24 protein-coding genes are annotated in these 26,475 nt (G+C 55.9%); 16 read left to right on the top strand and 8 right to left on the bottom strand.

Annotated features, from left to right (window positions below):
* Positions 1 to 106: 106 nt before the first annotated feature.
* The 8 genes from EK22_RS14255 (at position 107) to EK22_RS25465 (ending at position 7,833) form a co-directional block, all read left to right on the top strand.
* Positions 107 to 1,180, top strand: coding sequence for a rod shape-determining protein (locus EK22_RS14255; protein ID WP_036252073.1), 1,074 nt, complete (start codon positions 107 to 109; stop codon positions 1,178 to 1,180).
* 362 nt (positions 1,181 to 1,542) lie between these two features.
* Positions 1,543 to 1,887 (top strand): hypothetical protein, encoded by a 345-nt coding sequence (locus tag EK22_RS14260; RefSeq protein WP_036252075.1) that lies wholly within the window; start codon positions 1,543 to 1,545, stop codon positions 1,885 to 1,887.
* A 903-nt stretch (positions 1,888 to 2,790) separates the two neighbouring features.
* Positions 2,791 to 3,894 carry an AI-2E family transporter gene (locus EK22_RS14265; RefSeq protein ID WP_051961912.1) on the top strand — a complete coding sequence of 368 codons (1,104 nt, stop codon included), beginning with the start codon at positions 2,791 to 2,793 and terminating at the stop codon, positions 3,892 to 3,894.
* A gap of 126 nt (positions 3,895 to 4,020) precedes the next feature.
* On the top strand, positions 4,021 to 4,170 hold the full coding sequence (locus tag EK22_RS24720; protein WP_020160259.1) for a hypothetical protein: 150 nt from the start codon (positions 4,021 to 4,023) through the stop codon (positions 4,168 to 4,170).
* Positions 4,167 to 5,270 carry an AI-2E family transporter gene (locus EK22_RS14270; protein ID WP_051961913.1) on the top strand — a complete coding sequence of 368 codons (1,104 nt, stop codon included), beginning with the start codon at positions 4,167 to 4,169 and terminating at the stop codon, positions 5,268 to 5,270. The genes EK22_RS24720 and EK22_RS14270 overlap by 4 nt, the downstream gene beginning before the upstream one ends.
* Before the next feature lie 367 nt (positions 5,271 to 5,637).
* On the top strand, positions 5,638 to 6,801 hold the full coding sequence (locus EK22_RS14275) for a hypothetical protein (RefSeq protein ID WP_036252078.1): 1,164 nt from the start codon (positions 5,638 to 5,640) through the stop codon (positions 6,799 to 6,801).
* 26 nt (positions 6,802 to 6,827) lie between these two features.
* Positions 6,828 to 7,559 carry a hypothetical protein gene (locus EK22_RS14280; RefSeq protein WP_027147403.1) on the top strand — a complete coding sequence of 244 codons (732 nt, stop codon included), beginning with the start codon at positions 6,828 to 6,830 and terminating at the stop codon, positions 7,557 to 7,559.
* A gap of 151 nt (positions 7,560 to 7,710) precedes the next feature.
* Positions 7,711 to 7,833 carry a hypothetical protein gene (locus tag EK22_RS25465; protein ID WP_255360590.1) on the top strand — a complete coding sequence of 41 codons (123 nt, stop codon included), beginning with the start codon at positions 7,711 to 7,713 and terminating at the stop codon, positions 7,831 to 7,833.
* On the opposite strand, the gene EK22_RS14285 is transcribed toward EK22_RS25465, so the two are convergent.
* Both EK22_RS14285 and EK22_RS14290 read right to left on the bottom strand, forming a co-directional pair.
* On the bottom strand, positions 7,826 to 8,467 hold the full coding sequence (locus EK22_RS14285) for an IS630 family transposase (RefSeq protein ID WP_036252081.1): 642 nt from the start codon (positions 8,465 to 8,467) through the stop codon (positions 7,826 to 7,828). The genes EK22_RS25465 and EK22_RS14285 overlap by 8 nt on opposite strands.
* A complete protein-coding gene (locus tag EK22_RS14290) occupies positions 8,409 to 8,774 on the bottom strand; it encodes a helix-turn-helix domain-containing protein (RefSeq protein WP_036252084.1) in 366 nt (121 codons plus the stop codon). The genes EK22_RS14285 and EK22_RS14290 overlap by 59 nt, the downstream gene beginning before the upstream one ends.
* Before the next feature lie 61 nt (positions 8,775 to 8,835).
* Here EK22_RS14290 and EK22_RS14295 point away from each other — a divergent pair, with 61 nt between their 5' ends.
* Positions 8,836 to 9,099: a DUF1622 domain-containing protein gene (locus EK22_RS14295; protein WP_255360591.1), complete on the top strand. Its 264-nt coding sequence runs from the start codon at positions 8,836 to 8,838 to the stop codon at positions 9,097 to 9,099.
* 35 nt (positions 9,100 to 9,134) lie between these two features.
* On the opposite strand, the gene EK22_RS14300 is transcribed toward EK22_RS14295, so the two are convergent.
* Positions 9,135 to 9,668: a hypothetical protein gene (locus tag EK22_RS14300; RefSeq protein ID WP_036252086.1), complete on the bottom strand. Its 534-nt coding sequence runs from the start codon at positions 9,666 to 9,668 to the stop codon at positions 9,135 to 9,137.
* A gap of 423 nt (positions 9,669 to 10,091) precedes the next feature.
* On the opposite strand from EK22_RS14300, the gene wrbA reads away from it, so the two are divergent.
* Positions 10,092 to 10,700, top strand: coding sequence for an NAD(P)H:quinone oxidoreductase (gene wrbA / locus EK22_RS14305; RefSeq protein ID WP_020160265.1), 609 nt, complete (start codon positions 10,092 to 10,094; stop codon positions 10,698 to 10,700).
* A 44-nt stretch (positions 10,701 to 10,744) separates the two neighbouring features.
* Here wrbA and EK22_RS14310 read toward each other — a convergent pair whose 3' ends face one another.
* The 3 genes from EK22_RS14310 to EK22_RS14320 all read right to left on the bottom strand — a co-directional run bounded on the left by EK22_RS14310 (position 10,745) and on the right by EK22_RS14320 (position 13,464).
* Positions 10,745 to 12,379 (bottom strand): alpha-keto acid decarboxylase family protein, encoded by a 1,635-nt coding sequence (locus tag EK22_RS14310; RefSeq protein WP_036252090.1) that lies wholly within the window; start codon positions 12,377 to 12,379, stop codon positions 10,745 to 10,747.
* 92 nt (positions 12,380 to 12,471) lie between these two features.
* Positions 12,472 to 12,885, bottom strand: a complete 414-nt coding sequence (locus EK22_RS24950; RefSeq protein ID WP_020160267.1) for a hypothetical protein — start codon at positions 12,883 to 12,885, stop codon at positions 12,472 to 12,474.
* Positions 12,886 to 12,939: 54 nt separating this feature from the next.
* Positions 12,940 to 13,464, bottom strand: a complete 525-nt coding sequence (locus tag EK22_RS14320; protein WP_036252162.1) for a Slp family lipoprotein — start codon at positions 13,462 to 13,464, stop codon at positions 12,940 to 12,942.
* A gap of 543 nt (positions 13,465 to 14,007) precedes the next feature.
* Between EK22_RS14320 and EK22_RS14325 the strand changes: the two genes are divergently transcribed.
* The 3 genes from EK22_RS14325 to EK22_RS14335 all read left to right on the top strand — a co-directional run bounded on the left by EK22_RS14325 (position 14,008) and on the right by EK22_RS14335 (position 20,455).
* Positions 14,008 to 15,726, top strand: coding sequence for an autotransporter assembly complex protein TamA (locus EK22_RS14325; RefSeq protein WP_235209403.1), 1,719 nt, complete (start codon positions 14,008 to 14,010; stop codon positions 15,724 to 15,726).
* Positions 15,723 to 19,175 (top strand): translocation/assembly module TamB domain-containing protein, encoded by a 3,453-nt coding sequence (locus EK22_RS14330; protein WP_036252096.1) that lies wholly within the window; start codon positions 15,723 to 15,725, stop codon positions 19,173 to 19,175. The genes EK22_RS14325 and EK22_RS14330 overlap by 4 nt, the downstream gene beginning before the upstream one ends.
* A gap of 167 nt (positions 19,176 to 19,342) precedes the next feature.
* Positions 19,343 to 20,455 carry a transglycosylase SLT domain-containing protein gene (locus tag EK22_RS14335; RefSeq protein WP_036252164.1) on the top strand — a complete coding sequence of 371 codons (1,113 nt, stop codon included), beginning with the start codon at positions 19,343 to 19,345 and terminating at the stop codon, positions 20,453 to 20,455.
* Positions 20,456 to 20,771: 316 nt separating this feature from the next.
* Here the strand turns inward: EK22_RS14335 and EK22_RS14340 are convergent, their stop codons facing one another.
* Positions 20,772 to 21,344 carry a hypothetical protein gene (locus tag EK22_RS14340; protein WP_020160272.1) on the bottom strand — a complete coding sequence of 191 codons (573 nt, stop codon included), beginning with the start codon at positions 21,342 to 21,344 and terminating at the stop codon, positions 20,772 to 20,774.
* 268 nt (positions 21,345 to 21,612) lie between these two features.
* Here EK22_RS14340 and EK22_RS14345 point away from each other — a divergent pair, with 268 nt between their 5' ends.
* The 3 genes from EK22_RS14345 (at position 21,613) to EK22_RS14355 (ending at position 24,412) form a co-directional block, all read left to right on the top strand.
* On the top strand, positions 21,613 to 23,571 hold the full coding sequence (locus EK22_RS14345) for an AsmA family protein (protein WP_036252099.1): 1,959 nt from the start codon (positions 21,613 to 21,615) through the stop codon (positions 23,569 to 23,571).
* A gap of 199 nt (positions 23,572 to 23,770) precedes the next feature.
* A complete protein-coding gene (locus EK22_RS14350; protein ID WP_036252102.1) occupies positions 23,771 to 24,034 on the top strand; it encodes a hypothetical protein in 264 nt (87 codons plus the stop codon).
* Between the two features lie 111 nt (positions 24,035 to 24,145).
* Positions 24,146 to 24,412, top strand: a complete 267-nt coding sequence (locus EK22_RS14355; protein ID WP_020160275.1) for a hypothetical protein — start codon at positions 24,146 to 24,148, stop codon at positions 24,410 to 24,412.
* A 306-nt stretch (positions 24,413 to 24,718) separates the two neighbouring features.
* Here EK22_RS14355 and EK22_RS14365 read toward each other — a convergent pair whose 3' ends face one another.
* The gene (locus EK22_RS14365; protein ID WP_200882605.1) at positions 24,719 to 26,422 is read right to left on the bottom strand and encodes an ABC transporter transmembrane domain-containing protein; all 1,704 of its coding nucleotides are present in this window, start codon (positions 26,420 to 26,422) and stop codon (positions 24,719 to 24,721) included.
* Positions 26,423 to 26,475: the final 53 nt, after the last annotated feature.

Here is a 26,475-nt window from a genome sequence, read left to right on the forward strand (position 1 = left end):
AACAGACGGGTGAAAAATCTTAAAACCAGCCCAAATCGCCTGCCTGCTGAATACCGGATCGATTGATAAAGTAGTCCTAATTATTTCCTACCTGAAACCACTCTCAATGCTATTTAAAAAAATTCGCGGAATCTTTTCTAACGACCTGTCCATTGACCTTGGAACCGCCAATACCTTAATTCATATCCCGGGACAAGGCATCGTTCTCAACGAGCCTTCGATTGTCGCCTTCAAGGAAGACAAGATTCGCGGCACTAAGTCGATAGCAGCCATTGGTGCCGATGCCAAACGCATTGTTGGCCGGACGCCCGGCAACATGACTATCGTTCGCCCCCTGAAAAACGGCGTGATCTCCGACTTTGCGGTCACCCAGCGCATGCTGCGTTTTTTTATCGAAAAAGTGCATAAAAATAAAGTTTTGCGCTCGAGTCCGCGTATTTCGATCTGCGTACCGTCCGGCTCGACCCAGGTCGAGCGCCGGGCGATCCGCAAATCCGCCGCCATGGCCGGCGCGCGGGAAGTGTTTTTGATTGAGGAGGCGATGTCCGCCGCGATCGGCGCGGGGCTTCCTGTCCACGAAACGTGCGGCTCGATGGTGCTCGACATTGGTGCCGGCACATCCGAAGTCGCGGTGGTTTCGATTAACGGCATTGTCTATTCGTCATCGATACGGGTGGGTGGCGACCGTTTCGATGAGGCGATCATCAACTATGTTCGCCGTAACTATGGCGCGCTAATCGGCGAACCGACCGCCGAAAAAATCAAGATGGAAATCGGCACGGCATATCCCGATAGCAAGGCCAGGGAAATTGAAGTCACAGGTCACAATCTGGCCAAGGGCGTGCCGCACAGTTTCGTGCTGAACAGTAATGAAATTCTCGAAGCGTTACAGGAACCGCTATCCGCCATTGTCTACATCGTGAAAACCGCGCTTGAGCAAACGCCGCCCGAACTGGGCGCGGATGTCACAAACCATGGCATCTATCTGACCGGAGGGGGCGCGCTGCTGAAAGCTATTGACCGATTGATTGCCGAAGAAACCGGTTTGCCTGTTTTTATCGCCGATAATCCGCTGACCTGCGCTGCCCGCGGCGGCGCCAGGGTGCTGGAAATGATGGACAGGAAAGGCACTTCCGCTTTTTCTTTGTGCACGACAGCGATACCGGCTTTGATCAGATAGCCCCGCCATTCGACTTCATGATCGCTTGACTGACTCGCGTGAACAAGCACGCACAGAGCTGATATGCGAAGGCCGCGCCCGCTCTTTCAGCGGGCGCTGGTGATTTAACAGCCAGCCGCGGCAGGAAAAGTTGGCGCCGAAGCGGTATCAACTCATTGAGTGATTCGGACAAGCCCCTGCATTAGGCATGATTTAACAGATTCGTTGATCGCTTAAGACCCAGACCTACGATATGACTGTCCGTTTCGGGCTTCTTTAGCTTTGCTTGAAAAAACGTAAAGGACGATTGCAGCGATTAAGCTATTGCTGGCCATGCCGCTGAGCGAATGGACCAAGGATTTAAAATTAACTTAAGTTAGCGAATGCTAGCCTTTGATAAAACAGATAAAAATGGACCAGAGGACATTATGATTATGGCTAAGTTTAAACTTGATGATGGTACTGAATATTTGGCGGAGGATTATATCGACGGGTATTTAATTAATCCGTTTTTGCTGCGCGGGTCAACCCCGGTATCACCTTTCATCCTTCGTTCTGAGTATGTATTTTCAGTGCATTGCCTGATCAATGGGTATTTGAGATGCTGGGGGGTGTTTGACAATCTCGTGGATGCGCTTAAATGTGCCAATAAAGGTGCTTCATGGCGCAATGGCACTTATGATCAGCGCTCATCAGTGAAAATGCGGCAAATATTCCCCCGGCATTAGCGGCAAAACTGGTCCAAACGCTAGCCAGCAATCGATTTATCGTACAAAAACTACCCCTCCCGAGTTTCCGGCTCCCTGTAGCCGGCATAACATGCCTCGAATTATCAACGGATTTATATTCACAGAGTTTTACCCATGGTGGTGCACCTCATGCCTCTAAGGCAATTCTATCTGTTGTTTCAATATAGCAACCAGCCGTTACTTGAACGCAACAGCTGTTGTGAAAACTAAGTATTGTTATCGACAGGCCCGCCTGAAAAACACAGTAGGGTACGCAGTGCGTACCAGACTGTGAAAGAATTAGTGAAAAGCGTCATAAAAAGCCTTATTCACCACGAAGATCACGAAGGACACGAAGAAAAAATAAAATTAATCAATAACTTAAAACTTCGTGTGCTTCGTGTCCTTCGTGGTTAAATCTTTTAAATTGAATACTTTCACAGTCTCGTACCTTTTCAATCGGTTCCGGTGAATGTCATCTCAAAAGGTACGCACTACCCTAAAGGGCATAAATGCGTACCACCGGATTTATGAATACCTCTGGCACCCTGTCGGTCAGTGAATGGCTTGTTCTCATGGCGACGCATGCCTGAAGGCCATGTTTCCGGCTGATAACTAAACGCTCTAATTTCAGGAAGCCATTTTTAGCCAAATCCTAAGTCAAAGCGCCGAATTCAGGCAGCAACGGATAACCGCGCAATCGTCGCTAACAGCGCCTGCTGCCATGAACTATTTTTGGCAAATAAAGTGGAACGATTGCCATGGGGGTAGAGTCTTTTTGACAAGGTAGCGTTGAGATTCTTGTTCCTAAGGAGGCGTTATGGCCGCAAAACCATTCAGTTCGAAGGCAGTTTTTCTACGTAAACGACGAATAACCGCTCCTCAGCCCTGGAGGATGCCGCTATGAGCTTTTGGGACAAAGGCCGGATGCCGGAAAGCGAAGCGACGGATCGGGAACAGGCCGGCGGCTGGAGCACGAGCAGGCTGCTGACCAAGCGGACGTTGATCGTGGTGGCGGTGGTCGCGGCGATCGTGGCGCTGCTGCTGATGGTTTGGCAAGTGGCGCAGATTTTACTGCTGATTTTCGCGAGCATACTGCTGGCGCTGTTTTTGCGCTCCTTCGCGGTAACCATCAGTGAACATACCGCCCTGACCGTTAATGCCTCCCTGATATTGGTCGTCTTTATTTTAGTGACCAGTTTCGTGTTGATCGGGGCAATGTACGGCCCCGATATCGCTGATGGTTTCTATCAGTTATCCCTGCAATTACCCGGCACGCTCGACAAGATGGAGCATAATCTCAAGCATTATGACTGGGGGCCGGCGTTTCTGGATACCCTGGCCCGGGCCGGGCGTGCCTTGACCGATCCCCGGCAGTTGGCGGGAATCGCCGGGATTTTTTCGACCGCGTTCGGGGGCATCGGCAGTACCCTGATCGTGCTGGTGCTCAGTCTTTATCTGGCCGCCGATCCAAAATCCTATATCGACAGTGCCGCGCGCCTGGTTGCCCAAGAGCGCAGAGCGCGGGTCTACGAGGCCTTCGAACGGCTCGGGCACGCGCTGCGCTGGTGGTTGCTGAGCCGAATTGTCTCGGTAGTGGCAATTGGCATACTGACTTTTGTCGGGCTGTTGATACTAGGGATGCCGTTCGCTTTTATTCTAAGCCTGGTTGCCGCCGTTCTTAATTTCATTCCCCATATCGGGCCGATCATCGCGACTGTGCCCGCGGTCATGGTGGGCTTGACCGAGGGCGGATCAATGGTGCTGTATGTGTTTATTCTCTATGCGGTGATCCAGGTGCTGGAAAGCTATCTGATCACGCCTTACATCCAGAAGCAGATGATATCCATCGCACCGGCCTGGTTGCTGGCAGCCCAGCTTGTGATGGGAGCCAGTTTCGGCATCCTGGGATTTTTGCTCGCGCCACCGCTGGCGGTCGTGGTCATGGTGCTGGTGCAGATGCTGTATGTACGGGATGTGCTGGGCGAACGGATGGAATTGCCCTGAGTGCGCTTTGAGCTGATCCGGTTTACCGGCCCGTTCCGCACCGCCTTGTTGGGGTATTTGTTGCATAGGGATAAGTCATTCAGCCGGTAAGCGGCGAAATCCATGTCTTATTGTTAAGGAGGAGCCATGTCTGTAAAACGATTCGATTCGGAGGCACGCTTGCCCGGTCTTCAGCGGATAGTCGGGAAGAACAGGCAGCGGATGCTCACCAGCAGGTCCGAAGGCAAGGGGCGCATGACGCGCGGCATCCGGCTCGCCAGGGAGACGCGGTCATGAGCACGGCGAATCAAGGCGGAACACCTGAAAGCCAGGCAATAGACAGGGAAACGGCCGGGACGCGCAGCGCGGGCGGGTTGCTGACCAAGCGGACGCTGATCGTGGTGGCCGCCGGCGCCGCGCTCATTGTGCTGCTACTGATGGTGTGGCAAGTGGTTCAGGTTGTGCTGCTGGTTTTCGCCAGCCTGTTGCTGGCGCTTTTTCTACGCACCCTGGCAAACTTCATCTGCCGCCATACGCCTCTGTCCGTGGCCTGGTCCCTGACCCTGGTGGTGCTGACATTGCTGGCGATTTTCGTGCTGATCCTGCTGTTGTACGGTCCCGATATCGCCGACGGCTTCTATCAATTGTTCCGGCAATTGCCGTCGGCGCCGGAGCGGGTACGCAACGCCCTGGCACAGTACGAGTGGGGGCCGGCGTTGATGGATACCCTGTCTCGGGCCACGAGCACCCTGACCGATCCCAAGCAACTGTCGCAAATCGCCGGGATTTTTTCGACCGCGTTCGGTGCCTTGGGCAGCCTTGCGGTCGTGATCGTGCTGGGCCTTTATTTCGCCGCTGATCCAAAAGTCTACATCAACGGAACGATGCGCCTGTTTCCCCAGGAGCGCAGGGCGCATGTCGGCGAAGCCCTGGAGCGGGTCGGGCATGCGCTTCGCTGGTGGTTGCTCGGCCGCATCATCGCCATGCTCGTTGTCGGGGTCCTGACCGGTATCGGACTGGCGGTACTGGGCGTGCCGTTCGCATTCATCCTGGGACTGGTTGCCGCTATCCTGGATTTCGTGCCTAACATCGGACCGCTCATCGCCGTCGTGCCGGCGGCGATGGTCGGGCTGTCCCAGGGTGGCGCGACGGCGCTGTACGTACTGATCCTCTATTTCGTGGTGCAGAGTCTAGAAAGCTATCTGATTTCGCCGTTCATCCAGCAGCGGGTGGTTTCCATGCCGCCGGCCCTGTTGCTGATCGCCCAGCTCATGCTGGGGCTGGGTTTCGGCATCCTGGGACTACTGCTGGCTTCGCCGCTGGCGGTCGTGGTCATGGTGCTGGTACAGATGCTGTATATGCGGGACGTGCTGGGCGAACAGGTGGATTTGCCCTGACGAGGTCTTTGTACCTTGGGCGGACCGAAAGGTCATAAATACAGTCAGCCGCCAGCTTTTCAGCAAGGCGCGCCGCAGCGCGCTTCATCATTGGCTTTCGCCTTCATGCCCGCATTTTCGCGGCAATCTGTCTAAGTATTTACCCGACTGCCCCGGTTTATCCCCGTATGATATGTTTATAAATTATGGAGAAATCATGATGTGCGTAGTCCACGGATCGGTCGAGATACTTAAAAAACAACTCAGCTGCCTGGGCCAGTATTCAGCGGATACGCCATGATAATATTTGGACGATAAGGAGCACAATGGAACCACGTCCACTTAGCAAGTAACCGTGAATTTTTTCCTTAATTGTTAAGGAGGCATTATGTCTGTCAATCTATTCGATTCGAAGGGTGTTTCCCTGGACAAGCAACGGATGACTTGGAAGGATATGGTTCAACCTCCCATCAGCAAACTTGATGATGAGGCCTTTACACGGGTGAGGATCATCCTCACCAATGGACTTGAAGTGGAAGCGCTGCGCTTCCAGCACCTGTGCGCACGCATGAACAAAGACCTGCAGGTGCCGCTGGCGAAAGTCCGGCGCGTCGAGCAGCATCAGCAAACGACCATTAACTGGCTTATCTCGTCCGATCATTCGCCGCTGGAAACCACCATCGCTTATGAACAGGTCGCTGTCGAGGTTACGGCCGCGGTGGCGCAAACCGAGCCCGATCCTTACCTGGCCCAGGTTTACCGGTTCGGGCTGCTGGAGGACTTCGACCATCTCTATCGCTATTCGGCGCTGCTCGACCGCCTGGAAGGCAAGGATGCGAACAACATCCTGCAGTCCCACACCGATATCATTCCGGGCCGGCCCACCATAGACGAACACCGGGCGCCCGAGAACGACCTGCGCGAGCATTACGACCGCGCCACGGCGGATACGATCAGCAAGCTGCACGCCACGACCATCATGGCCGCCGAGTATCAGACCCACGACTACTACGCCAATATCGGACCGACTTATGCGGACCCTGTCGCGCGCCAGTTGTATGCCGAGATCGCCTCGATCGAGGAGCAGCATGTCACGCAATATGAATCCATCATCGACCCTAGCGAAACCTGGCTGGAAAAATGGCTGATCCATGAGGCGACCGAAGTCTATAACTACTACAGCTGCGTGGAACAGGAGACGAACCCCCGCATCAAGGCGATCTGGGAACGCTTCCTGGATTATGAACTCGGGCACTTCGCCTACGTGTCGGAACTGTTCAAGCAATACGAGCGCCGGGACCCGGCCGAGATCATTTCGCAAACGCTGCCCGATCCGATGCCGTTCGAAAGCAACCGCGACTTCGTGCGCCAGACGCTCAACCAGGAAGTGGACATGCGCACCAGCGGCACCCAGTTCGTCGACAAAGCCCAGGAAGACCAGGCATCGCTGGATTATCGCCAGGATGTCAATTCCGCCGGTTCGCCTTCTGAGACGGTTGCGGAAGGCTATCAGTGGATGCCGGGCACCGAACTGAATCGCAAAGTCGCTTAATCACCGAATTATCCAGGAGTTGAACAATGAATCAACCAGTTGAAATGAGCATGAGAAACCGAACCGGCATCGACCGCTCGCCGGCCGACAGCCAGAAAATGATCGATGCGGCCAATGCCTATATGCCGAGTTCCAAGGGCAATGGCTCGGCGCTGATGGATATGGAGTCCGGTTATATTCAGGAAGCCGAGCCAGTGGGCACGGTGGCTATTCCCGGCACGCTGAAAGGCGCGGCCCAGGCCACCATACAGATGCTGGCGGGTAGAAATGCCGAGGTCCTGGTCGACAAGCTGGGCGAGCGCCTGGCCTTCGAGCGGACGGGCACGCGACTGTACGATTATTTCATCAACAAGTGTGAGACCATGCATTGCGAGGCGCCGATTTCCATCGATACGCTCAAGCGTTTCCGGCATGAGGAAGCCCAGCACTTCAGGCTGGTTGCCAACGCTTTGGAGACCCTGGGGGCCGATTCCACCTCGCAGACGCCGGGAGCCGATGTCAGCGCAGTAGCGTCCAGCGGCGTGCTTCAGGTACTGAGTGATCCGCGCACATCGGTGGACCAATCCCTGGAAGTCATGCTTAATGCCGAGCTGGTGGACAATGCCGGCTGGGATCTGCTGGTCAAGCTGGCCGATGAAATGGGGCTGGAAGACATGGCGAAGGATTTTCAAGTGGCGTTGAACGAGGAGGACGAGCATCTGATGGAAATAAGGCAGTGGTACGAGCAATGCACTCTGAAACAGGCGGGGGCGATATAAAAGCAGGTCGCCCCGGGCTTGCAATGACCTGCTGAAGCGTAGTTTTTGTAACACAAATCCATGAAGACCACGAGGAACACGCTGGTCTTCATGACTATAATGCCGTGGCGGTTAAGCCCAGCGCCAACGGGTGTCCTCGGGAACAGGCTATATGGCAGAGTTCGTAAAACGGATGGGCGAATGGTGCGCGATGGTCATCGAAGCGGTCGGCGTCGGGCTTATTGTGGTGCTGGCGATCTATGCGCTGACCCTAGAGCAATTATCTATTACGTAGAAACATAGCCTGAATTCCTGAAGAGATTGAGGCACTCTTCAGCCTGAAACTCATCCAGTAGCTTACCGATGAGTTGCCAGAGCTTATCGTAAGTGCGCTCTGCGGCTTTGCGCAGCAACGCTTTCAGCTTGGAGAATACTTGCTCGATCGGATTCAGGTCAGGACTGTAAGGCGGCAGGTATTTGATCGTCGCGCCGTGTGCTTCAACAATGGCCTGGACTTGTGCCACCTTATGTGCCGACAGGTTGTCACAGATCACAATATCACCGGGCTTCAAGGTCGCCCCCAGTTGCGACCGTAGATACTCTTTGAAGGCTTCCCCCGTCATGGCCTGATCTAGGCACCAAGGAGCCGTAAGCCCGTCGGCCCGCAAGCCGGCAATAAAGGTCATGGTCTGCCAATGACCCGCGGGTGCGGCATCCCGACACCGGGCACCGCCTAAGGCCCGCCCATAGCGACGGATCATGTTCGTGGTTACGCCCGTTTCATCCAGAAACACCAACTTCGACAGATCGCAGGTTTGCTGCCAGGCTTGCCATTGCTCACGAGCCCCGGCGACATCCTCGCGCTGCTGTTCAATGGCGACTACCGTTTTTTTTATAACGATAGCCCAGTTTGTGCCGGATAAACTTATCGATCGCCGAAATCGAAATACTCAGGGTTTGTTCTTGTTCCAGCCAGCTCTGCAGTTCCTTCAGGGTTATCGACGGGCTGCTCGCCAGCTGTTCCGTGATAGCCGCTTCATACGGTTCCAGCCGCGAGCGTCTGTAGCCGCCAAAGGGCTTGCCTTGAACGGCTCCGGTTTCACGCCACAAGGCGTGCATTCTGCAGGCAAAGGCCGGGCTGACCTCGTATTGTAAGGCCACGGCTCGCACGGTATTGCCTGCGGCAACCGCTTCGGCCACCCGGATGCGTAAATCTTCTGAATAAGGCTTGGGCATGATGAAAACGGCTCATCTTGTTTAACACGAGATTAGTTTATATCATGTTTTAATCTATGCAATAACTGCTCTAGCGGTATTCCAGCTTCTTTCCAAGCGACGTGATACGGATAGCATTTATCGCGATCTACGCCAGCGTCTGGGGCGCGGCATCCTGTTGGGCCTGGAGCTTTTTGTCGCGGCCGATGTCATTTACTCCGTGGTCGTGGACGTCACATTTGAAACGGTGGGCGTCTTATCCATCATCATGCTTATACGCACATTTCTCAGTTTTTCCCTGGAAGTGGAGTTGAACGGCCGCTGGCCTTGGCAGAACAAGGACTGACACGCCAATGAAACGCCGCGCTGTTTCTGATAAAGCTATTGTTTATGCTTATGATGCTCGATGCCATGATGCATGCCCGGCATGGCATCAGGTCCGTGATCGCTAAGTTGTGCATCGAACCATTGGTGGACGGCGGTGATTAGCGACGGGTCCTGGGTGGAGTAAGTGATTTCAGCGCCATCGGGCAATTCCTTGTACCGAACAAGAATCTGGCCCGGTTTAGCGGCACGTAATGTTGCCAGCCCCGGCATGTCTTGACCATGAATAGCTTCAGGCTTGGAGAAGTCGCCATGGGCGAATTCCTTGGCAATCTGCTTCAGATGCTGCCGAATCAGCTCGATTTGCCTGCTGTCGCGCGGGTCTTTGACGATGACTTGTTGCACGCCGCCGGTTTCGGTCTTGGTGAAAATATGCTGTGTTTGCCCGAGGTCAAAAGACATGACCTGCTTGCCGCGTTCGGTAATTTCCTGCAGTCGTTCCGGGCTCGCTGTTTGCGCGCAAACTGTCTGGCTGAGTATCAAGCCGAGTAATGCCGGGGCAAGAACAGTGATGCTGTTGCTATGATGCATAAGGGTCTCCATAAAACCGTGCGGGTTAGAACAATGATTAACACTTAAAATCAAGGATTTGAATGATCTTTATAGCATGATAACGGATGAACACATTATTTCCTCAGGACTTATGCAGTTTGTCCGTTCAACCGTCGAAACTAGCGGTTCTAAAACCTGTTCCTTCATCATTTATAACCGTTCAGGATTAACCATTCACGGGGCGACAAGCTCACCACAAACGCATTGACATTACTCGCCTGAGCTTATCGAGGGGCTCAGCGCAAGCGGCCGCCATCACGCCCGTTTTCCCGCTATGTGTGATATCGCACTGAAGCGGCATCGCCATCGTCTTATGCTCTTCAGCCATATGACAAAAATTATTCCATTGTTACGCCCTAAGAGTGAGTGGCGGCGTAGCAGTTTATTTTCCAGGAGAGAGCGATGACCAAAGTGCTTGTACTGTATTACTCATCCTATGGACATATCGAGCGCATGGCCGAGGCCGTGGCCGAAGGCGCGCGCGAGACCGGCGCCGAAACGGCCATCAAACGCGTGCCCGAACTGGTGCCTGAAGAGGTCGCGCGCAAATCCGGTTATAAAATGGATCAGCCCGCGCCGATCGCAACGGTCGAGGAACTGCCCGAGTACGACGCCATCATTTTCGGCACCGGTACGCGCTACGGCAACATGTCGGCACAGATGAAGAGCTTCATCGACAGGACCGGATCGCTCTGGATGAACGGCTCGCTGGTCGGCAAGGTCGGCTCGGTGTTCACTTCAACGGCCACGCAGCACGGCGGCCAGGAATCGACCATCCTGACTTTCCATCCGGTGCTTTTGCACCTGGGCTTCATCATCGTCGGCCTGCCTTATGCCTTTCAGGGACAGATGGGTACCGATGAAGTGATGGGCAATTCCCCTTACGGCGCCTCGACCATCGCTGGCGGAGACGGCAGCCGCTGGCCCTCGGAAGTGGAACTGGAAGGCGCCCGCTACCAGGGCCGCCATGTGGCGCGGATCGCGGCCAGGCAATGCGCGGGCGGGGGTTAAAGCGCGGCAGATCCCGTTCCCGCGCTCCAATTTCCCCCTCCTGCCTAAACCCGCTTGCCAAGATGCTCGGCCAGGCCCCGCATGGCGGCGGATGGATCATCCGGCGACAGGTGCACATTGATGAGGCTGGGCGATGATCGCTGTGCCAAAGCCTGATTCAGGCAATCCTCGAATTCATCCTCGGTGCTGGCCGCGTAGCCTGTCAATGGCCCGAACAGCTCGCCCAGGCGTTCGAATTGCCAGGCGGGAATATCGTTGAACGGGCCGTCGAGAATATAGCGTTCGGTACTGTAGCCCTTGTTGTTGAACACGATCACGATCGGATTGAGTCCCAAATGCGCTATCGTCGACAGTTCGGTGCCGGTCATCTGGAAGGCGCCGTCGCCGACCAGCACCAGCGTGCGGCGTGTGGGGCGGGCGATCTGCGCGCCCAGCGCGGCGGGAACGGCGAAGCCCATGGAGGTGTAATAGGCCGAGGCCAGGAATTCACTGTTTTCATGCACTCTCAGGTCGATCGCGGAAAACAGGCAATCGCCGACATCACTGACGACGACCATGTCGGGCGTCAGGAAGCGGTTCAGCCGGGCAATAAGCCGGATGATTTTCATCGGCTGGCCCTTGACGGGAAAATCGAATGCCGCGGGTTTCGCCGCGACTGCGGGGCCTGTCTGGGGGCGGGGCGTCATCCGCTCGTTCAGCATGCTGACGAAATCGCGCAGCAGTACCTGCGGATAACGGTGATGATGAATAATGACCTCGTCCTGGCTGGCGCGTATGATCCGGTTGGCATCGAGCCTGGCGGTAAAAATGCCCAGATCGACGTCATTCAATGTGACTCCCAGCATCAACAGGAAATCGGCCTGTTCCACGCGGTCGCGGGCCAGGGGCGAGCCCATCGCGCCTTCATAAATGCCCAGATAGCAGGGATGGCGTTCGCCCAGCACCGACTTGCCGGTCAGCGTCGCCGCGACCGGCAGATGCGTTTTGTCGACCAGGCTCAACAGTTGGTCCTGCAGGCCGCGCCGGTGCAGTTCGACACCGGCGACCAGCACCGGCGAGGCGGCCTCGTCCAGCAATTGCAAGGCTTCCTCCACGGCTTCGTTAAGCGATGCGGCATCGCTGGCGGGGGCGGGCAGCGATTCCGAGGGGATTGGATAACCCTCGGTGTCCACGCGATCGCGCGGCAGTTCGATGTAAACGGGCTTGCAATGTTCGCGGGCCGCGGCCAGCACGCGGTCGATCTGGCGGAAGGCCGTATAGGGATCGTCCAGGACCGCGACGGCGCAGGTGATGCGTTCGAATATTTCACGCTGAAGCCGGAACGGGCCGAAGCGGTGGTGCAGCAGCGGATGCTCGCGCCGTTCCTTAATGCCCGGTGCGCCGCTGATGACGACTATCGGCGATGATTCGGCATGAGCGCCGGCGACCGCGTTGACGACATTCAGGGCGCCGACGCCGTAGGTGACCGCCATTGCCCCAAGCCCGCGACAGCGGGCATAAGCATCGGTTGCGAAAGCGGCGGTATCCTCACGGGTGGTGCCGATATGCTGGACCGGGCTTTCCGACAGTTGCTGGTAAAAGCGCAGGATATAATCGCCCGGTACGCCGAAGATATGCTGCACCCCCGACTCGTACAGGCGGGTCAAGAGGTAGTGGCCGATGGATGGATTCGATGACATGAGAGCGTACCTCCTTGGATTAACGGGGTCCGCCTATGGCGAATGCGGACGATTTTTATTTCATACCGTGATTTTGTGGCATTGTGACTGAACTAGCGGCGATACCGCGGCTGAAATCTGGGATCGCCTCCCCATCCCGGCGGCCGGCCTTGATAGGATCGATAAGGAGGACGCCGGGGATAATCGTAATATCGATCATAATAAGGCCGCTCATAGTAATAGGGCGGCCGCTTGTGTCTGGGCACAAAGCGATACTCGTCATATCTGTGAGGCGGTCTTTGATAGCCGTAATACCGACTGGAGCCTGAATAGCCATAGTAGGGTCTGTAGCCGTAGGAAGGCGGGTAGCGGCGATAGTAGGGCCTGAATCCGGGCCTGCCGCCGAGTTCAAGGAGCGGCCCACCGCGATGAGCGCCTACAGCGGCATCGGCGGTTACGGCAGGGGAAGTAAAAAAGCCGGTCAGCATCACTAAGAGCGCTGCCATCCGGGCGGGTAATGTTTTCATAATAACCTCTGTTGCACAGGACGAGATTATCGCGGGCAATTTTTCTAAAGGGTTTTAATACCAGGGATAATAGTAATAGCCGAACCTGTTGTATCGATAGGGATAATAGGGATAATAGCCCATATACGGGCCGTAATAGACATCCCTGTATTGTTCTTCCGGCCAGAGATAAATATTGCCGATTTCGACGTTCGGCAACGCCAGCATTTTCTTGCCGACCGCGCGCTCAATGGTGCCGGCGATGGTGCCCGTTACGGTCACTTCGGCGCCTTGCTTATAGATAGCGGGGTCCAGGAAATTCGAGGTTTGAATAACGAATCGCCCTTCGGTTTCCCGGTATACTCGCGGACGGCCTGAATTGTTCAACGGATAATACAGAATTTGCATTCGCGTAACGTTCGCTTCGTTTTCGACGTCGATAATCGTGCCGCCCCAGCGCACGGGCGTGCCGCGATGAGCCTCAATATTACTGCGTACCTGATCGAGGTGGACATCGACTGCGGGTGCGTTTTTCAGCACGGGCGGCATACTTGAACAGGCGCTTAGCAAGAAGCTTAATAAGAGTAACAACTGTTTCATAATATCCCCCATGCGTATGCTGGAATCAGTTATAAGAAACACAGACCTGAACGAATAAAACCATTTTAAAAACTAGGACTTATTTTAGGCATTAAAATTCCTTAAGCGGGAACCCCCGTGGCGGGACAGGCGCTGTCTCGATGGATCGATGCACAGTTGGACCCATGCTCACGGCTTGACCAATCGGTTGCCGTGGTTATATAAAAACCGTGTATAAAGTCTAGTCCAATGCCTGGCGGCAAGCCGAAAAATATCGGGTTCAGCCCTGTGCCGCCAGCGCGTCGGTCATTTGAATCGGGTGCTCGTACCTGGCTGCGTGCCAGACCGGGCGGGCGCTATTCGCAAGCCGCTGAACCGGGGAGCCTGAACTGACTCTCAGGTTTTTTCTTGTCCTGTGGGTCACAGGCAATGATTTATGAAAAGCGTTATGACTGGAGAATCCTATGAAAAATAATCGTTTATCGGCCGTCTGTTGTGCAGCGCATTTCACCGTTAAGCCGCTGAATTTAAGTTGAACCTGGGTCCATGCGCTTGATTCCTGCAATGCCGAAAGCGGCGGCTTCGCTCATGCTGGTGGTGTATTTGACGGTGTCCGCGGCTGTTGCCGAAGTGACTGTTACGGGTGTTCAGGGGCAGGCCCGGGATAATGTTTTGGTCATGCTGTCGCTGGAAAAGGAACCCTGCGATGCGCCGGAGTGGAAAATACGCAACCTGTTTGCGAAAGCCGATCAGGAAATTGATCGGGCCTTGCGGGCCTTGGGGTATTACCACGCCGCCGTGGAAAAGTCGCTGACCTTTGACGGCGACTGCTGGCAAGCTGACCTTAACATCCGGCCCGGCACGCGGGCCGTGGTCAACGCCATCGATATCACCATTACCGGCGATGCGCTTGACGATCCCGAATTTCAGAAGTTGCGCGATAACTTGCCGATAAAAACCGGCAGCCCCGTCCATCACGGCGATTACGAAAGCCTGAAGCGGCGTTTTGAAGCGTTGGCGCAGGAGCGCGGCTATTTAAACGCAACATTCGCCGAAAGCCGGCTGCTGATCGACAAGGACCGTAACAGCGTCAGAATCGAACTGGTATTCGATGCCGGCAAGCGCATGTATTTCGGCGATGTCACGGTTAGGCAGGACATCCTGAATCCCGAGTTCGTGGAGAAATACATTGCGATAAAAAAAGGCGACTTTTATACCACCGAGCAGCTGGTCAAAACGCATAACGCGCTGTCGCAAAGCGACTATTTCGATATCGTGGAAATCATCCCGGACACCGATAATATCGAGCAGCAGCACGTGCCGGTATCGATTACGCTACACCCCAGGAGCCGACATCTTTACAGCTTCGGATTGGGGTTCGATACCGATATAGGGCCGCTGGCCAACGCGACTTACAAGAACCGCCGCCTGAACCGGCGCGGCCATTTCCTGACCGCCAATCTCGACATCTCGCCGGTCCTGTCCATGGCCGATGTCGCATACAATATCCCGCTGGACGACCCGACCTACGATGTGTTCAGTTTCGGCGGCGGCCTGAGATACGAAGATACCGACACCTTCAAATCCAGGAAAGCGGCACTGTCCGCGCGCTACAAGAAAGCGTTGGACAACGGCTGGAAGCAGACGCTGTTCCTCGATTTCAGCTATGAGGAATTCGAAACCGAGACCACTTCCGGGGAGGCGCTGTTATTAATCCCCGGCGCCAATTGGCTGCGTTCCGTGGCCGACAGTGTCGTGCGGCCGACCCGAGGCTATCGAGCCGAATTCGAAGTGATCGGCAGTTACGAGAATCCGCTTTCCGACGTCAGTTTTCTGCAAGGCACATTTTCCGGCCTGTGGATGCAGCCTTTTTCCTGGGGCGGCAAATTCATCGGCCGTACCGATCTGGGCGCCACACTGATCGATGATCTGGAGCAACTGCCCACTTCGTACCGTTTTTACGCGGGCGGCATCAACAGCATTCGCGGCTATGATTACAAGGAACTGGCCCCGAGGGATCGGTTCGGCCATGTTGAAGGCGGCCAGTTCCTGACGGTGGTCAGCGCCGAATACGAGCATCCCGTACTTGATGACTGGGGCGTGGCGGCCTTCGTCGATACCGGCAATGCCTTCAATACCGACAGCATCAGCTTCAAAACCGGCATCGGCCTGGGCATCCGCTGGTACTCGCCGATCGGTCCGGTGCGCCTCGACTTCGCCGTGCCGTTGAGCGAGTCCGATTCCTCGTTTCAGGTCCACTTTTCCGCAGGCACACGGCTATGAGGAAATGGCTGCTGGCGCTCGGACTGCTGATCGTGCTGATAATCCCCGTCGGCCTGTTCGGTCTGGTCGGCAGCGAAGCCGGCAGCCGCTGGCTGTTGCGGCAGGTTTTCGCCTATCTGCCGGCGCAGGTGACGGTTGCCGCCATGGAAGGCCGATTGATAGACCGCATGGCGCTCAGGGATCTGCATTATCAAAGCGATACGGAAACCGTGGCCGTTGAAAAGCTGGTGTTCGCCTGGCGGCCGCGGGAACTTCTGTCGGGCACCGTCAAAATCGTTGACCTGACGCTGCACGGCGTCACCGCGAATATCAAGCCATCCGAGGAAAAGCCCAAGGACGAGGCGCCGTTCGATTTCCAGGCCGGCCTGCAATTGCCGGTGGAGATTGCGATTGAAAATCTGTTGCTGACCGATGCGCGGCTGCAACTGGACGACCAGGTGCATGAACTGGCAAGACTGCGGCTGGCAGCCGCGACCGAACAGGGGCGGCTTACTGTCAGCCGACTGGAAGTCGATGCCAGGCCGGTCGTTGCGAGCGCGCAAGGCCAGGTGACATTGGGCGAGGGCTTTCCGTTCAGCTTGCAGGCCGACTGGCAGGTCAACACCGAAACCGAAGGCGTATGGCAAGGCGCGACCGCCGTCCATGGCGACATCGAGCAGATCGTTTTCGATAACCGCTTATCCGCACCATTCATCGCCAATCTGGCCGGCAGCCTGGAAAACGTGCTCGATCAGCCGCGCATCGACGCGCGCGGCGACTGGCGCGATCTCAAATGGCCGCTGACCGCCGCCGAGCCGGAATTGAAAAGCGAGCAGGGCACGCTGACATTGAGCGGTCTGCTCGATGATTACCGGCTGACCGTCGATGGCCGGCTGACGCAGCAGTACCTGCCCGAGGGCCGCTTGTCATTCAACGGCACGGGCAGCCTTGAGGCCATGGCCATAGAAAAACTGGAGCTGAAATCCAGGACCGGCTTGTTTCAAGTGACCGGCGATGTCGCCTGGAAGGACGCGCCGGCGTTCGACTTGATGGCCGAGGGCCGGCATTTCAATCTGGCCATTATCGTGCCCGACGTGCCCGGCGACCTGACCTTCAGCACACACTTGAAGGGCAAACTGGCCGAACAGGCGCTGGAACTGGAGGCCGATATCGGCAAGCTGAGCGGCGAACTGCGCAACTATCCGGTCAGCGCCGACGGCAAATTATTCCTGGCCGGCGAACGGCTCAGGGTCGATGCCCTGCATATCGCCTCGGGCGCCAACAGACTGGCCGTGAACGGCACGCTGGAGCCGGAGCAGGGGGCGCTGGAGGTCACGATTAATGCGCCACGGCTCGATACCCTGTGGCCGGGCCTGGGCGGGAGCCTGAACGGCAAGGGGCGCTTGCAGGGCGCATGGCGGCATCCATCGGTAGCCTTCCAGGCGCAAGGCCGGGATTTGCGCTTTGCCGAACACGGCGCCGAACAGCTGGTTGCCGATATTGATTATCGCCCCGAGGCTACGTCGAAACTGCGGCTATCACTGAACCGCATCCGCACAGGCACCGTCGAAATTGCCCGGCTGCTGGTCGAAGGCGGCGGCACGCAGGCGGCGCATGGCGTCAGCGCCGATCTGCGCTCGTCCGAAGGCGACCTGTCGGCGGTTTTGGCGGGCGGCATCAAAAACGGCCGCTGGCAGGGCGGCCTGTCGGAGTTGGACCTGAACACGCCGGATCAGGGGCGCTGGCGGCTGCGGGAAACCATGGCGATCGACATAGCGCCGCGCGAGGCGGGCGTCGATGTGGCTTTGCAACAAGGCTGTCTGGTCCGGCAGGCGTCTGCCGTTTGCGTGCAGGGGGACTATCAGGCCAGCGGCGACTTCCAGTTTGATCTGAACGTGACGGCACTGCCGCTGTCGCTGCTGCAGGCTTATCTGGGAGAGCAGGTGACGCTAAACGGCATTATCAATGCCGATGCCGGCATCGCGCGGCTGAAACAGGGCTTGGCCGGCAGTTACCGTCTTGAGATGCCGGCCGGAGCGAGCGTGTCGATGCAGGCGCAGGAAGCCACCACGACCATTCCGCTGGGCGCCTCGTCCGTGACCGGCACGTTGGACGGCGATAAGGTTTCGGCCGATCTGAACCTGGCCCTGGCCGGCCAGGATTTTGTGCGCGGGCAGGTGCAGGTCGATACCGGCGAAAGCCAGGCCATCGCCGGCCGCATTCAGGCCTCGATAGCTGAGTTTGCGCTATTCAATGCCTTTGTCCCGAATGTGTCCGGTATCGAAGGCCATCTCCAGGCGGACCTGACGCTGCAGGGCGTCGTGCAGCAGCCGGCCGCGGCCGGCACGGTCCGACTTTCCGGCGGCGCGGTCAATATTGAGGAACTGGGACTGTCGCTTCGCGATATCAAACTGCAGGTCGCCGCAACCAGGGACAATCCCGAGCGCTTGCAGATACAGGGCACTGCAAAGTCGGGTACAGGATTTGTCTATCTGGAGGGCTTTGTGCTGCTACAGCCCGAATCGGGCTGGCCGCTTGAATTGACGCTGACAGGCGAGGCGTTTGAGGTCGCGAAGCTGCCGGAAGCGCAGATTGCCGTTTCACCGGCGTTAAAGATCACTTATGCGAACGGGCAGGGCAAGATAACCGGCAAATTGGCGGTGCCGACAGCGATCATGCAGCTCAAGGAACTGCCGGAACAGGCTGTCAAGGTCAGCGAGGATGAAATCATTGTCGGCGAGGCGCCTGTTGAGGAAACAGCGCCCGCCGTGCCGGGCTTCGATGTCGATATAGACGTTGAGTTGGGCAAGAACGTGAGCTTTTCAGGGATGGGCTTGGAAACCGATCTCGAAGGTAACTTGAAGATTATCCAGCGAGCGGGAAAAATGACCATGCACGGCGCCATCGACATGAAAGAGGCCCGTTACAAGCAGTACGGGCAAGACCTGTCCGTGCGTAAGGGGCGTTTCGTTTTCAACGGCCCGGTCGATAATCCCTGGCTGGACGTGGAAGCCTCGCGCCTGTCGCGCGATGAAAAAGTCACGGCGGTGCTCAGTGTCACGGGGCCGCTGAAAACGCCGCAGACCCGCATCTATTCGGAACCTGCCTTGCCGGAAGCGGAGGCGCTGGCTTATCTGATTGCCGGCCGGCCGCTCAATCGGGTCAGCGAGTCGGAAGGCAATATGATCGCCAGCGCGGCCTTGTCTTATGGCGCCGGCAAGGTATCCTGGATTGCCGACAAGTTCGGTATTGATGAATTTGAGGTTAAGGAGGGGGAAACGCTGCAGGACACGCTGCTCGCCGTCGGTCAATACCTGACGCCGGATTTTTATGTCGGCACCAAGGTCGGCCTGTTCAACAAGCAAGCGGTACTGGTCTTGAAGCAGATGCTGACAGAGTCCCTGAGTGTTGAAAGCGAGGCCGGCGAGTCGCAGCGAATCAAGTTGAACTATGAGATTGAGGTCGATTGAGGGTGAAAGGCTGCCCTGCAAATGCGCCGTAGGGTCGAATTTATTCGACCAGAGACAACTCAATAAAAAATTGCCCATGCGCAACGTCAGATAATAATTAAGACTCAATCAAAACCTCTTCTATAATTTCCTTGGGATTGGCTGACTACCTGAATCGGATTTTTATTATGAACAAACCGGTAACGCGAGACCGTCCGGCATCGAAAAAAAATACGGCGTCGACTCAAGCCAAACCGCGCCCGCGCTCACGTCCGCGGACGGCACGGTCGGCGGTAAAAAAGCCGGCATCCAGGCCGACAGTCGATCAGTTCAAAAACAGGCTGTTGCTAATTTCGCTTGAAGTGGCGGCCCTCGTTATTACGGCGGTGTCGACGGTGATCGTGTTACTCGGCTATTCGGCCGGCAAATTTTCAGGCACACAGTTTTTCAGCAGTCTGCTGCCTTTTGCCATTGGCGTGGCCGCTTTGATCCTGGCCGCGGCGGTCTTGCTGATAGGCTGGTGGAAACTGCGGAGTCGGCTGCAGTCGGTCTCGGCCGTGCTGGCGCCGATGCTGGCAACCGGGCTGGCGCTCATGATCGGCTGGTTTGCGCTTCAGGGTGAATTCGCTCTGGCATACGGACATTTTAAGGCGTTGGTCGGAGGCCGGCAGGAAGCAGCCCGTATAACGCTGGCGCATCAGGTTTATGCCGCCTATCGGCGTTACGGCACCGCGCAGCTGCTGCATCTGGTGAAACGCGCGCAAGCTTATAATCCCGCTATCGAGGAAGCAGCCAAAGCGTTCGATCTGGACCCGAATCTGCTGCAGGGGGTCGCCGCGGCAGAGTCTTCATTCAAGCCACGGGACAGCCTGGATGGCGGGCACGGCCTGTTCCAGATCACGCGCGTGCCCAAACCGGTCCTGGAGCAGGTGGGCAGGCGCCTGGGCACGGAAAAACTGTCTTTGTTCAATCACCGGCACAACGCCTTCATTGCCGCCGCTACGTTGAAACACTATCTGGCCGAAATGAACGGCGATCTGTTTCTGGGGCTGCTGGCCTACAATATCGGGCCCGCGAACGGCGGTTTGCGCTTTATCATGCACAAATACGGCGTGACGGATTTCGTTACCATACAGCCTTATCTGCAAAAACTGCCGCGCGACTATCCGGTGCGCGTCCTTTCGTATGCCCTGGCTTTCAGGCTCTGGCGGCACGAAGGCCAAATACCGGCTTATGAAGAAGGCAAGAATGCCATTCGGATACAACGTATCGGCATACCGGGATTGCAAGCGGAGCTTTGAGTGGGAATAAAGCAGGCTATAGCGATCAGCTGTTACCTGAAAGCAACGGCTGCTGTGAAAACTGAGTTTTATTATTCACAGGCCCGCCTGAAAAACACAGTAGTGTACGCAGTGCGTACCTTTTCAATCGGTTCCGGTGAATGTCATCCCAAAAGGTACGCACTACCCTAAAGGGCATAAATGCGTACCCTACCGGGATTATGGAAACCTCTGGCGCCTTGTCGGCCAGTGAATAGCTTGTTTTCATGGCGACGTATGCCTGAAGGCGGTGATACGGTGCAACATCTTATCAATGCTGCACCGCACAGATATGAACTTAAGCCTGATCCGCCACTGTTACGCACAGATTGGTCGGTTTTTTATTGGCTTCCATTATCGGTTTCAGTGTAAATGAGACGACCGATTCCACGCCCGCATCGCCCAGATCCGCGACCGGCACTTTTTCGACGGAAATTTTACTGCCTTTGACTTTCCATTTGTAATTGGCGTCGAAAGCGGTGTTTTTACCGGAATTTTCCAGGTCGACTTCAAAATTGGCGCCCGCACAGGCTTCGGTGGGGTCTTTCAAGTCCAGGACGTGAGCATGAAAACCGGAAGTGGCAGCTTCATGGGAACTGTCGTCTATAGGCAAGTGCGTAGTCAGCACCAGCACATTATTACCGCCGTCGGTCAATACCGCGTAGCCGAAGGCGCCGGATTTTCCGTCAACAGGGATGTCCTGGTTGGTTTTGATTTCCACTTCCAGCATTTTTTTGTCGGCTTTGCCTTCCACTTCCACTTCCACATCCTTGATCGATAAATAGCCGGCGGTTTGAGCCAGAACTACGCCGCTGGCCAATGTCAGGCCCATGGCTGATGCAAGTAACGATGTTTTGTTAAAAAATTTCATAACTGATCTCCATTGAAAGAAGTATTGAATCGATATTATTTATACATTGTATCGATGAAGTAAGGCAAGTGTATATTTAACATGGCATCACTTTATTCGTTCACTTTAAGGGCTTTCTAGTTCCATCAGCTCTGAACTCTAACGATTTCATTGAGTCCTTGATCCTGATTCATGCATAAAATCAGATATTTGATTTCCTTGGATTAAAGAGGGTTTCTTCTTTGTCTCTCCGTGCGCGCAGCTGTTTTGGATCAGAGAGGGTATTTCTATGCAACATGTCTTGAAGTGGGTGGGAATAACTTTACTGGTACTGATCGTTGCTATCGCTCTGCTGCTGGCTTTCTTCGACTGGAACCGGTTGCGCGCTCCGATATCGTCCCAAATCAGCAGCCAGCTGGACCGGCGTTTTGAGATTCAGGGTGATCTGGATGTGAAGTTGGGCTGGACGCCGCGTATCACAGTCAACAAAATCGAACTGGCCAATGCGGAGTGGGGCAGCGAGCCGGAAATGCTGAGCCTGGATCGCCTGGTATTCAGCATCAGACTGCCGGATTTATTGAAAGGCAAGATCGTGCTGCCGGAAATCCACTTGTCCAGGCCCCGGGTGCTGCTGGAAAAGAACGCTGACGGCAAAGGCAACTGGGCGTTTAAAACCGACGAGGAAACGGAAACCGAGCGCACCGAATTTCCCAAAATTGGCCGCCTGACGCTCGATGAAAGCAAACTGGTCTACCGCGATCCGACCTTAGATACGGAACTGGATATTAGTGCGTCGGCAGTCGGGGCGGCGAAAGAACAGGCCGTCGAATTGCAAGGCCAGGGCCGTTTCGAGGGCGAGCCCTTCACGCTTAAGGCGCAAGGTGGCTCGCTGCTGGAACTGTGGGAAAAGCGCAAGCCCTATCCCGTCGATCTGGAAATGACCGCCGGTGAGACCAAGGTCGTGGTCGAGGGTACGTTTGCCGATCCGGTACAATTGCGCGAACCCAAACTGTCGATCGAGTTACAGGGCGACAGTCTTGATATGCTGACGCCTTTTATCGGCGTGCCGATGGCCAAGACCCCGTCCTATAAATTCAACGGCCATGTGACGCGCTCCGGCGAGAGTTGGCACATACACGATCTGGATGGAAAAATGGGCGGCAGCGATATCGCCGGCGAAGTTACCTATAGCACGCCGGAAGAGCGGCCATTTCTGCAAGCCAATATCAAGTCCAGACGACTCGACTTCAAGGATCTGGTGGGCTTTATCGGCGTCGATCCGACGCCGGAGGAGAAAGAGAGGCCACGCATCTTCCCCGATGAACCCTATAGTCCAGAGGCGATGCGCTCCGCCGACGCGGACGTGAACTTCTATAGCGACAACATCATCACGCCCAATCTGCCGATTGACGAATTCAGGACCCATCTGCACGTGGATCACGGCAAGCTGACGCTGGACCCCTTGAATTTTCGCATCGATATTGGCCAGATTGCATCCGTCATCACCATGGATGCCGGCAAGGATCTTATCGTCACGAAGGCGGATATCAAAATCCGCGAGGTGCCGCTCAAACGCCTGTTGGCCGATACACAGTTTGAGCAGGAAAGCGATGGCATGTTCTTCGGCCAGATCGGCCTCGACACGACCGGCAACTCGGTAGCCGAAATGCTCGGCCGCGGAAACGGCGATGTCACGTTGCTGATGGAGCAAGGCCATATCAGCAGTCTGCTAGTGGAACTGGCGGGCCTGGATGTGGCCGAATCGCTGGGCCTTCTGCTGACCGAGGAAAAAAGCACCCGGGTGCGTTGCATAATCGGCAACTTCAAGGTCAATGACGGCATCATGAAGACCGCGCCGTTCATGATCGATACTGCCGATACCAATATCAATATTACCGGGCAGATTGATTTGGGCAAGGAGACCGTTGATCTGCGGCTTGATGCCAATCCCAAGGATGTCAGTCTGTTAGCCGCGCGCGTGCCGGTCAATGTCACAGGAACATTCAAGTCGCCGACAGTCATGCCGGATCGGTCTAGTCTGGCTGCCAAGGCAGGGATTTCGGCCGCCTTGGGCGTGTTGCTGACACCGGTCGCGACCATTATTCCATGGGTTGACTGGGGATTGGGTGAAGATAGCGCCTGCCATGCCTTGATTGATGAAGCGCAAGCGGACGATGCGGCGGCGCAGCGGAAACCGTCGCCCGGTCGATCCGGCAATAAAGCGCCGGCAAAGCGGAATGCCGATTAGTTTGGTCTTCAGTTCCTGTCCAGACTTTTACCGCTTATTCATCCAATAGGAACTGGATTGGGCGCCCGAGGTTGTTCATTGAACCGGCATTGCCTATATAATCGCTATCGTTATCCGTCTATTCATGAGTCCAGTTTGAGCGTTGAACCCAGCGTTCCGGCGATTCTGACCGCGTAAGATATTAAAGAGGTGCAAATCCATGACAGAAGCACTAGCGATTACCCGTCTACTGCAAAATTGTAAAGAGCTGAGTGCCTTTTGCAGCCAGAACGGCGGGATCATCAATGAATCGATTCACTATGAAATCATCGAGCGCCAGCCCGAGAGCCTGTTGATCTATGTGACTTTTCTTGAAAGCATCATGGAAGGCTCCGGCTGCCAGGGCGATCAGAAACCCTGTTATGGGCGTTTGCGGTTACGATTGAATGAGCAGGGGGAAATCATCGGCATCGAGCCGGCCTGATCTTTACTTACCGCTCCGTGGACAGGATTTGGCCGCCTTAATCTTTCCACCAAAACAATCAGGTAGAATAACTCTGAACCATAATAGTGCATCACCATAGGTTAAAATTCTATGAATTCGGAAACGTTAACAATTCGTGTGGAATGTTATGCCGGTTACCGGGGAGAGGAAACGCCAAGACGTTTTTTCATGGGCGATAAAGCTATTGAAATCGAAGAAGTGATCGACCGCTGGTTAGCACCCGAATACCGTTATTTCAAAGTGCGCGGCAGCGAAAACGATATCTATATACTGCGGCATGATGAATTAGCGCAGCGATGGGAGCTGACGATGTTCCAAAGCGGGAAGTTGGATGGCAATTCATTATCCTCGACTTGAATAGGTCACATTCATCTGATTGCCGGCTATTGAGCACATTGATGCACATGGATTGTTTTTTCATCAAGGCGGCCCCTTTGACCGGTACTCAGGTGAGAGACGGGCTGGTTCTGGGAGATGATGCCAGGGCCATTAATCATGCTCGTTGCATTCATCGCTTTTTGTCGGCGGTATTTTTTCTGGTGGCCACGATACTCCGTGGGAACCGATACCGGGCTTTGAGAGCGGCATATCATATGGCCCGGTATGTGTTCCCAACGAGGAATTTTACTCGTCAGAACAAGGCTGACTAAGTACTAGCTTTGTTTAAACGTCGAATTGCAGGCTTGCGAGCCTGGCGTAAAGCCCGCTCCGTTGGCGCAAATCATCCGGCGCGCCAATTTCGACGATGCGTCCTTGGTCCATTACAATGATGCGGCTGACTTTTTTCACTGTAGCCAGCCGGTGAGCAATGATCAGGGTAGTGCGACCTTGCATGGCGACATTTAATCCCTCTTGCACGAGAATTTCGGATTCGGCATCCAGTGCGCTGGTGGCTTCATCGAGCAGCAGAAGTGGCGCATTTTTCAAAATGGCACGGGCGATGGCGATGCGCTGGCGCTGGCCTCCGGACAAGCGGGTGCCGCGTTCGCCAAGGAATGTCTGATAACCTTCCGGCAGGCGCTGGATGAATTCTTCTACCTGCGCCGATCGGGCGGCTGCCATGACCTCATCATCGCTGGCCGAGGGTCGGCCGTAACGAATATTTTCCAGCGCATTGGCCGAGAAGATCACCGGATCTTGCGACACGATGGCAATCCTGTTCCGCAAGTCGTGCAAAGAAAGCTGACGGATATCCTGTTCGTTGAACCGGACGACGCCGTCCGTTACCTCGTAAAAACGCAATAACAGTTGGAACAGGGTCGTCTTGCCCGCACCGGAAGGGCCGACCAGCGCGACACTTTCGCCGGCGGCGATGTCGAGCGAGATGTCATCAAGCGCCTTCGTCTGCGGACGCGACGGGTAACGGAAGGTGACATGCTCGAACTGTATTTCCGCTTTTTCGGGGGACGGCAGCGGTTGGGGCGGGTTGGCGTCGATAATGGCTGGCCTGGCATGGAGCAGTTCCAGCAAGCGCTCGGCCGCGCCCGCCGCCCGCATGACATCGCCCCATACTTCCGCCAGGGTGCCTGCTCCGCCCGCTACCAGGGCCGCATAAAGGATAAAGGAAGTCAGCTGCCCGCCCGTCATGATGCCTGTCTGTACCTGGTGCGCACCGACCCACAGCACGAAAACAATGACACCCATCACCGCCATGATAATTAGCGCGGTCAGCGCTGCCCGCACGCGGCTCCGCCGGATGGCGGTCATGAAGCTGACTTCCGCACGGTCGGCGAAGCGCCGGGCTTCCTGTTGTTCCTGGGTATAGGCCTGAACCGTCGGCACCGCATTGAGGATCTCACCGGCCAGCGCCGAGGCATCGGCGATTTTGTCCTGCGCTTCACGAGAGAGTTTTTTCACGCGACGGCCGATAGCAAGGATGGGCAGCATCAGCAGGGCCATAAGACCCAGATTCAGGGAGAACAGGTATAAATGGGTTACCGCCAGCATGATCATGCCGCCGGCCAGTTGAAACAAACTGCGCAAGCCCATGGAAATGGAACTGCCGATGACGGTCTGGATCAGGGCGGTGTCGCCGGTTAGCCGCGACAGCACTTCGCCGGTCTGCAGCGTTTCGAAAAATTGTGGATTCTGCGCCAGCACACGCGCATACACGGCACTGCGTAAATCCGCCGTCACCCGCTCACCCAGCCAGGTCACGGTGTAATAACGCGCCGCGACGGCCAATGCCCACACGCTCGCCAGCCCGAACAGGACCGCGAAGCGTCCGTTCAGGCTCAGCGAGCCCAGCAGCCCCGTGCTGGCACTCTGCCGTTGGCCAAAACCGAAGTCAATCAGGTCTCGGAACGCCAATGGAACCGCCAGGATGGTGGCCGAGCCAAGACACAGCAGGACAAAGGCCAGAGCCATTCTCCCCCGATAAGGGCGGAGAAAAGGCCACAGATTCCTAAGAGACGACAAGT

Source organism: Methylobacter sp. BBA5.1 (genome assembly GCF_000746145.1).
GTDB lineage: Bacteria > Pseudomonadota > Gammaproteobacteria > Methylococcales > Methylomonadaceae > Methylobacter > Methylobacter marinus.

What these genes read in the sequence shown, in the direction of transcription:
- EK22_RS14255 (WP_036252073.1), top strand. Translation starts at nt 107, where the DNA reads ATGCTATTTAAAAAAATTCGCGGAATCTTTTCTAACGACCTGTCCATT.
- EK22_RS14260 (WP_036252075.1), top strand. Translation starts at nt 1,543, where the DNA reads ATGCTAGCCTTTGATAAAACAGATAAAAATGGACCAGAGGACATTATG.
- EK22_RS14265 (WP_051961912.1), top strand. Translation starts at nt 2,791, where the DNA reads ATGAGCTTTTGGGACAAAGGCCGGATGCCGGAAAGCGAAGCGACGGAT.
- EK22_RS24720 (WP_020160259.1), top strand. Translation starts at nt 4,021, where the DNA reads ATGTCTGTAAAACGATTCGATTCGGAGGCACGCTTGCCCGGTCTTCAG.
- EK22_RS14270 (WP_051961913.1), top strand. Translation starts at nt 4,167, where the DNA reads ATGAGCACGGCGAATCAAGGCGGAACACCTGAAAGCCAGGCAATAGAC.
- EK22_RS14275 (WP_036252078.1), top strand. Translation starts at nt 5,638, where the DNA reads ATGTCTGTCAATCTATTCGATTCGAAGGGTGTTTCCCTGGACAAGCAA.
- EK22_RS14280 (WP_027147403.1), top strand. Translation starts at nt 6,828, where the DNA reads ATGAATCAACCAGTTGAAATGAGCATGAGAAACCGAACCGGCATCGAC.
- EK22_RS25465 (WP_255360590.1), top strand. Translation starts at nt 7,711, where the DNA reads ATGGCAGAGTTCGTAAAACGGATGGGCGAATGGTGCGCGATGGTCATC.
- EK22_RS14290 (WP_036252084.1), bottom strand. Translation starts at nt 8,774, where the DNA reads ATGCCCAAGCCTTATTCAGAAGATTTACGCATCCGGGTGGCCGAAGCG.
- EK22_RS14300 (WP_036252086.1), bottom strand. Translation starts at nt 9,668, where the DNA reads ATGCATCATAGCAACAGCATCACTGTTCTTGCCCCGGCATTACTCGGC.
- wrbA (WP_020160265.1), top strand. Translation starts at nt 10,092, where the DNA reads ATGACCAAAGTGCTTGTACTGTATTACTCATCCTATGGACATATCGAG.
- EK22_RS14310 (WP_036252090.1), bottom strand. Translation starts at nt 12,379, where the DNA reads ATGTCATCGAATCCATCCATCGGCCACTACCTCTTGACCCGCCTGTAC.
- EK22_RS24950 (WP_020160267.1), bottom strand. Translation starts at nt 12,885, where the DNA reads ATGAAAACATTACCCGCCCGGATGGCAGCGCTCTTAGTGATGCTGACC.
- EK22_RS14320 (WP_036252162.1), bottom strand. Translation starts at nt 13,464, where the DNA reads ATGAAACAGTTGTTACTCTTATTAAGCTTCTTGCTAAGCGCCTGTTCA.
- EK22_RS14325 (WP_235209403.1), top strand. Translation starts at nt 14,008, where the DNA reads ATGCCGAAAGCGGCGGCTTCGCTCATGCTGGTGGTGTATTTGACGGTG.
- EK22_RS14330 (WP_036252096.1), top strand. Translation starts at nt 15,723, where the DNA reads ATGAGGAAATGGCTGCTGGCGCTCGGACTGCTGATCGTGCTGATAATC.
- EK22_RS14335 (WP_036252164.1), top strand. Translation starts at nt 19,343, where the DNA reads ATGAACAAACCGGTAACGCGAGACCGTCCGGCATCGAAAAAAAATACG.
- EK22_RS14340 (WP_020160272.1), bottom strand. Translation starts at nt 21,344, where the DNA reads ATGAAATTTTTTAACAAAACATCGTTACTTGCATCAGCCATGGGCCTG.
- EK22_RS14345 (WP_036252099.1), top strand. Translation starts at nt 21,613, where the DNA reads ATGCAACATGTCTTGAAGTGGGTGGGAATAACTTTACTGGTACTGATC.
- EK22_RS14350 (WP_036252102.1), top strand. Translation starts at nt 23,771, where the DNA reads ATGACAGAAGCACTAGCGATTACCCGTCTACTGCAAAATTGTAAAGAG.
- EK22_RS14355 (WP_020160275.1), top strand. Translation starts at nt 24,146, where the DNA reads ATGAATTCGGAAACGTTAACAATTCGTGTGGAATGTTATGCCGGTTAC.
- EK22_RS14365 (WP_200882605.1), bottom strand. Translation starts at nt 26,422, where the DNA reads ATGGCTCTGGCCTTTGTCCTGCTGTGTCTTGGCTCGGCCACCATCCTG.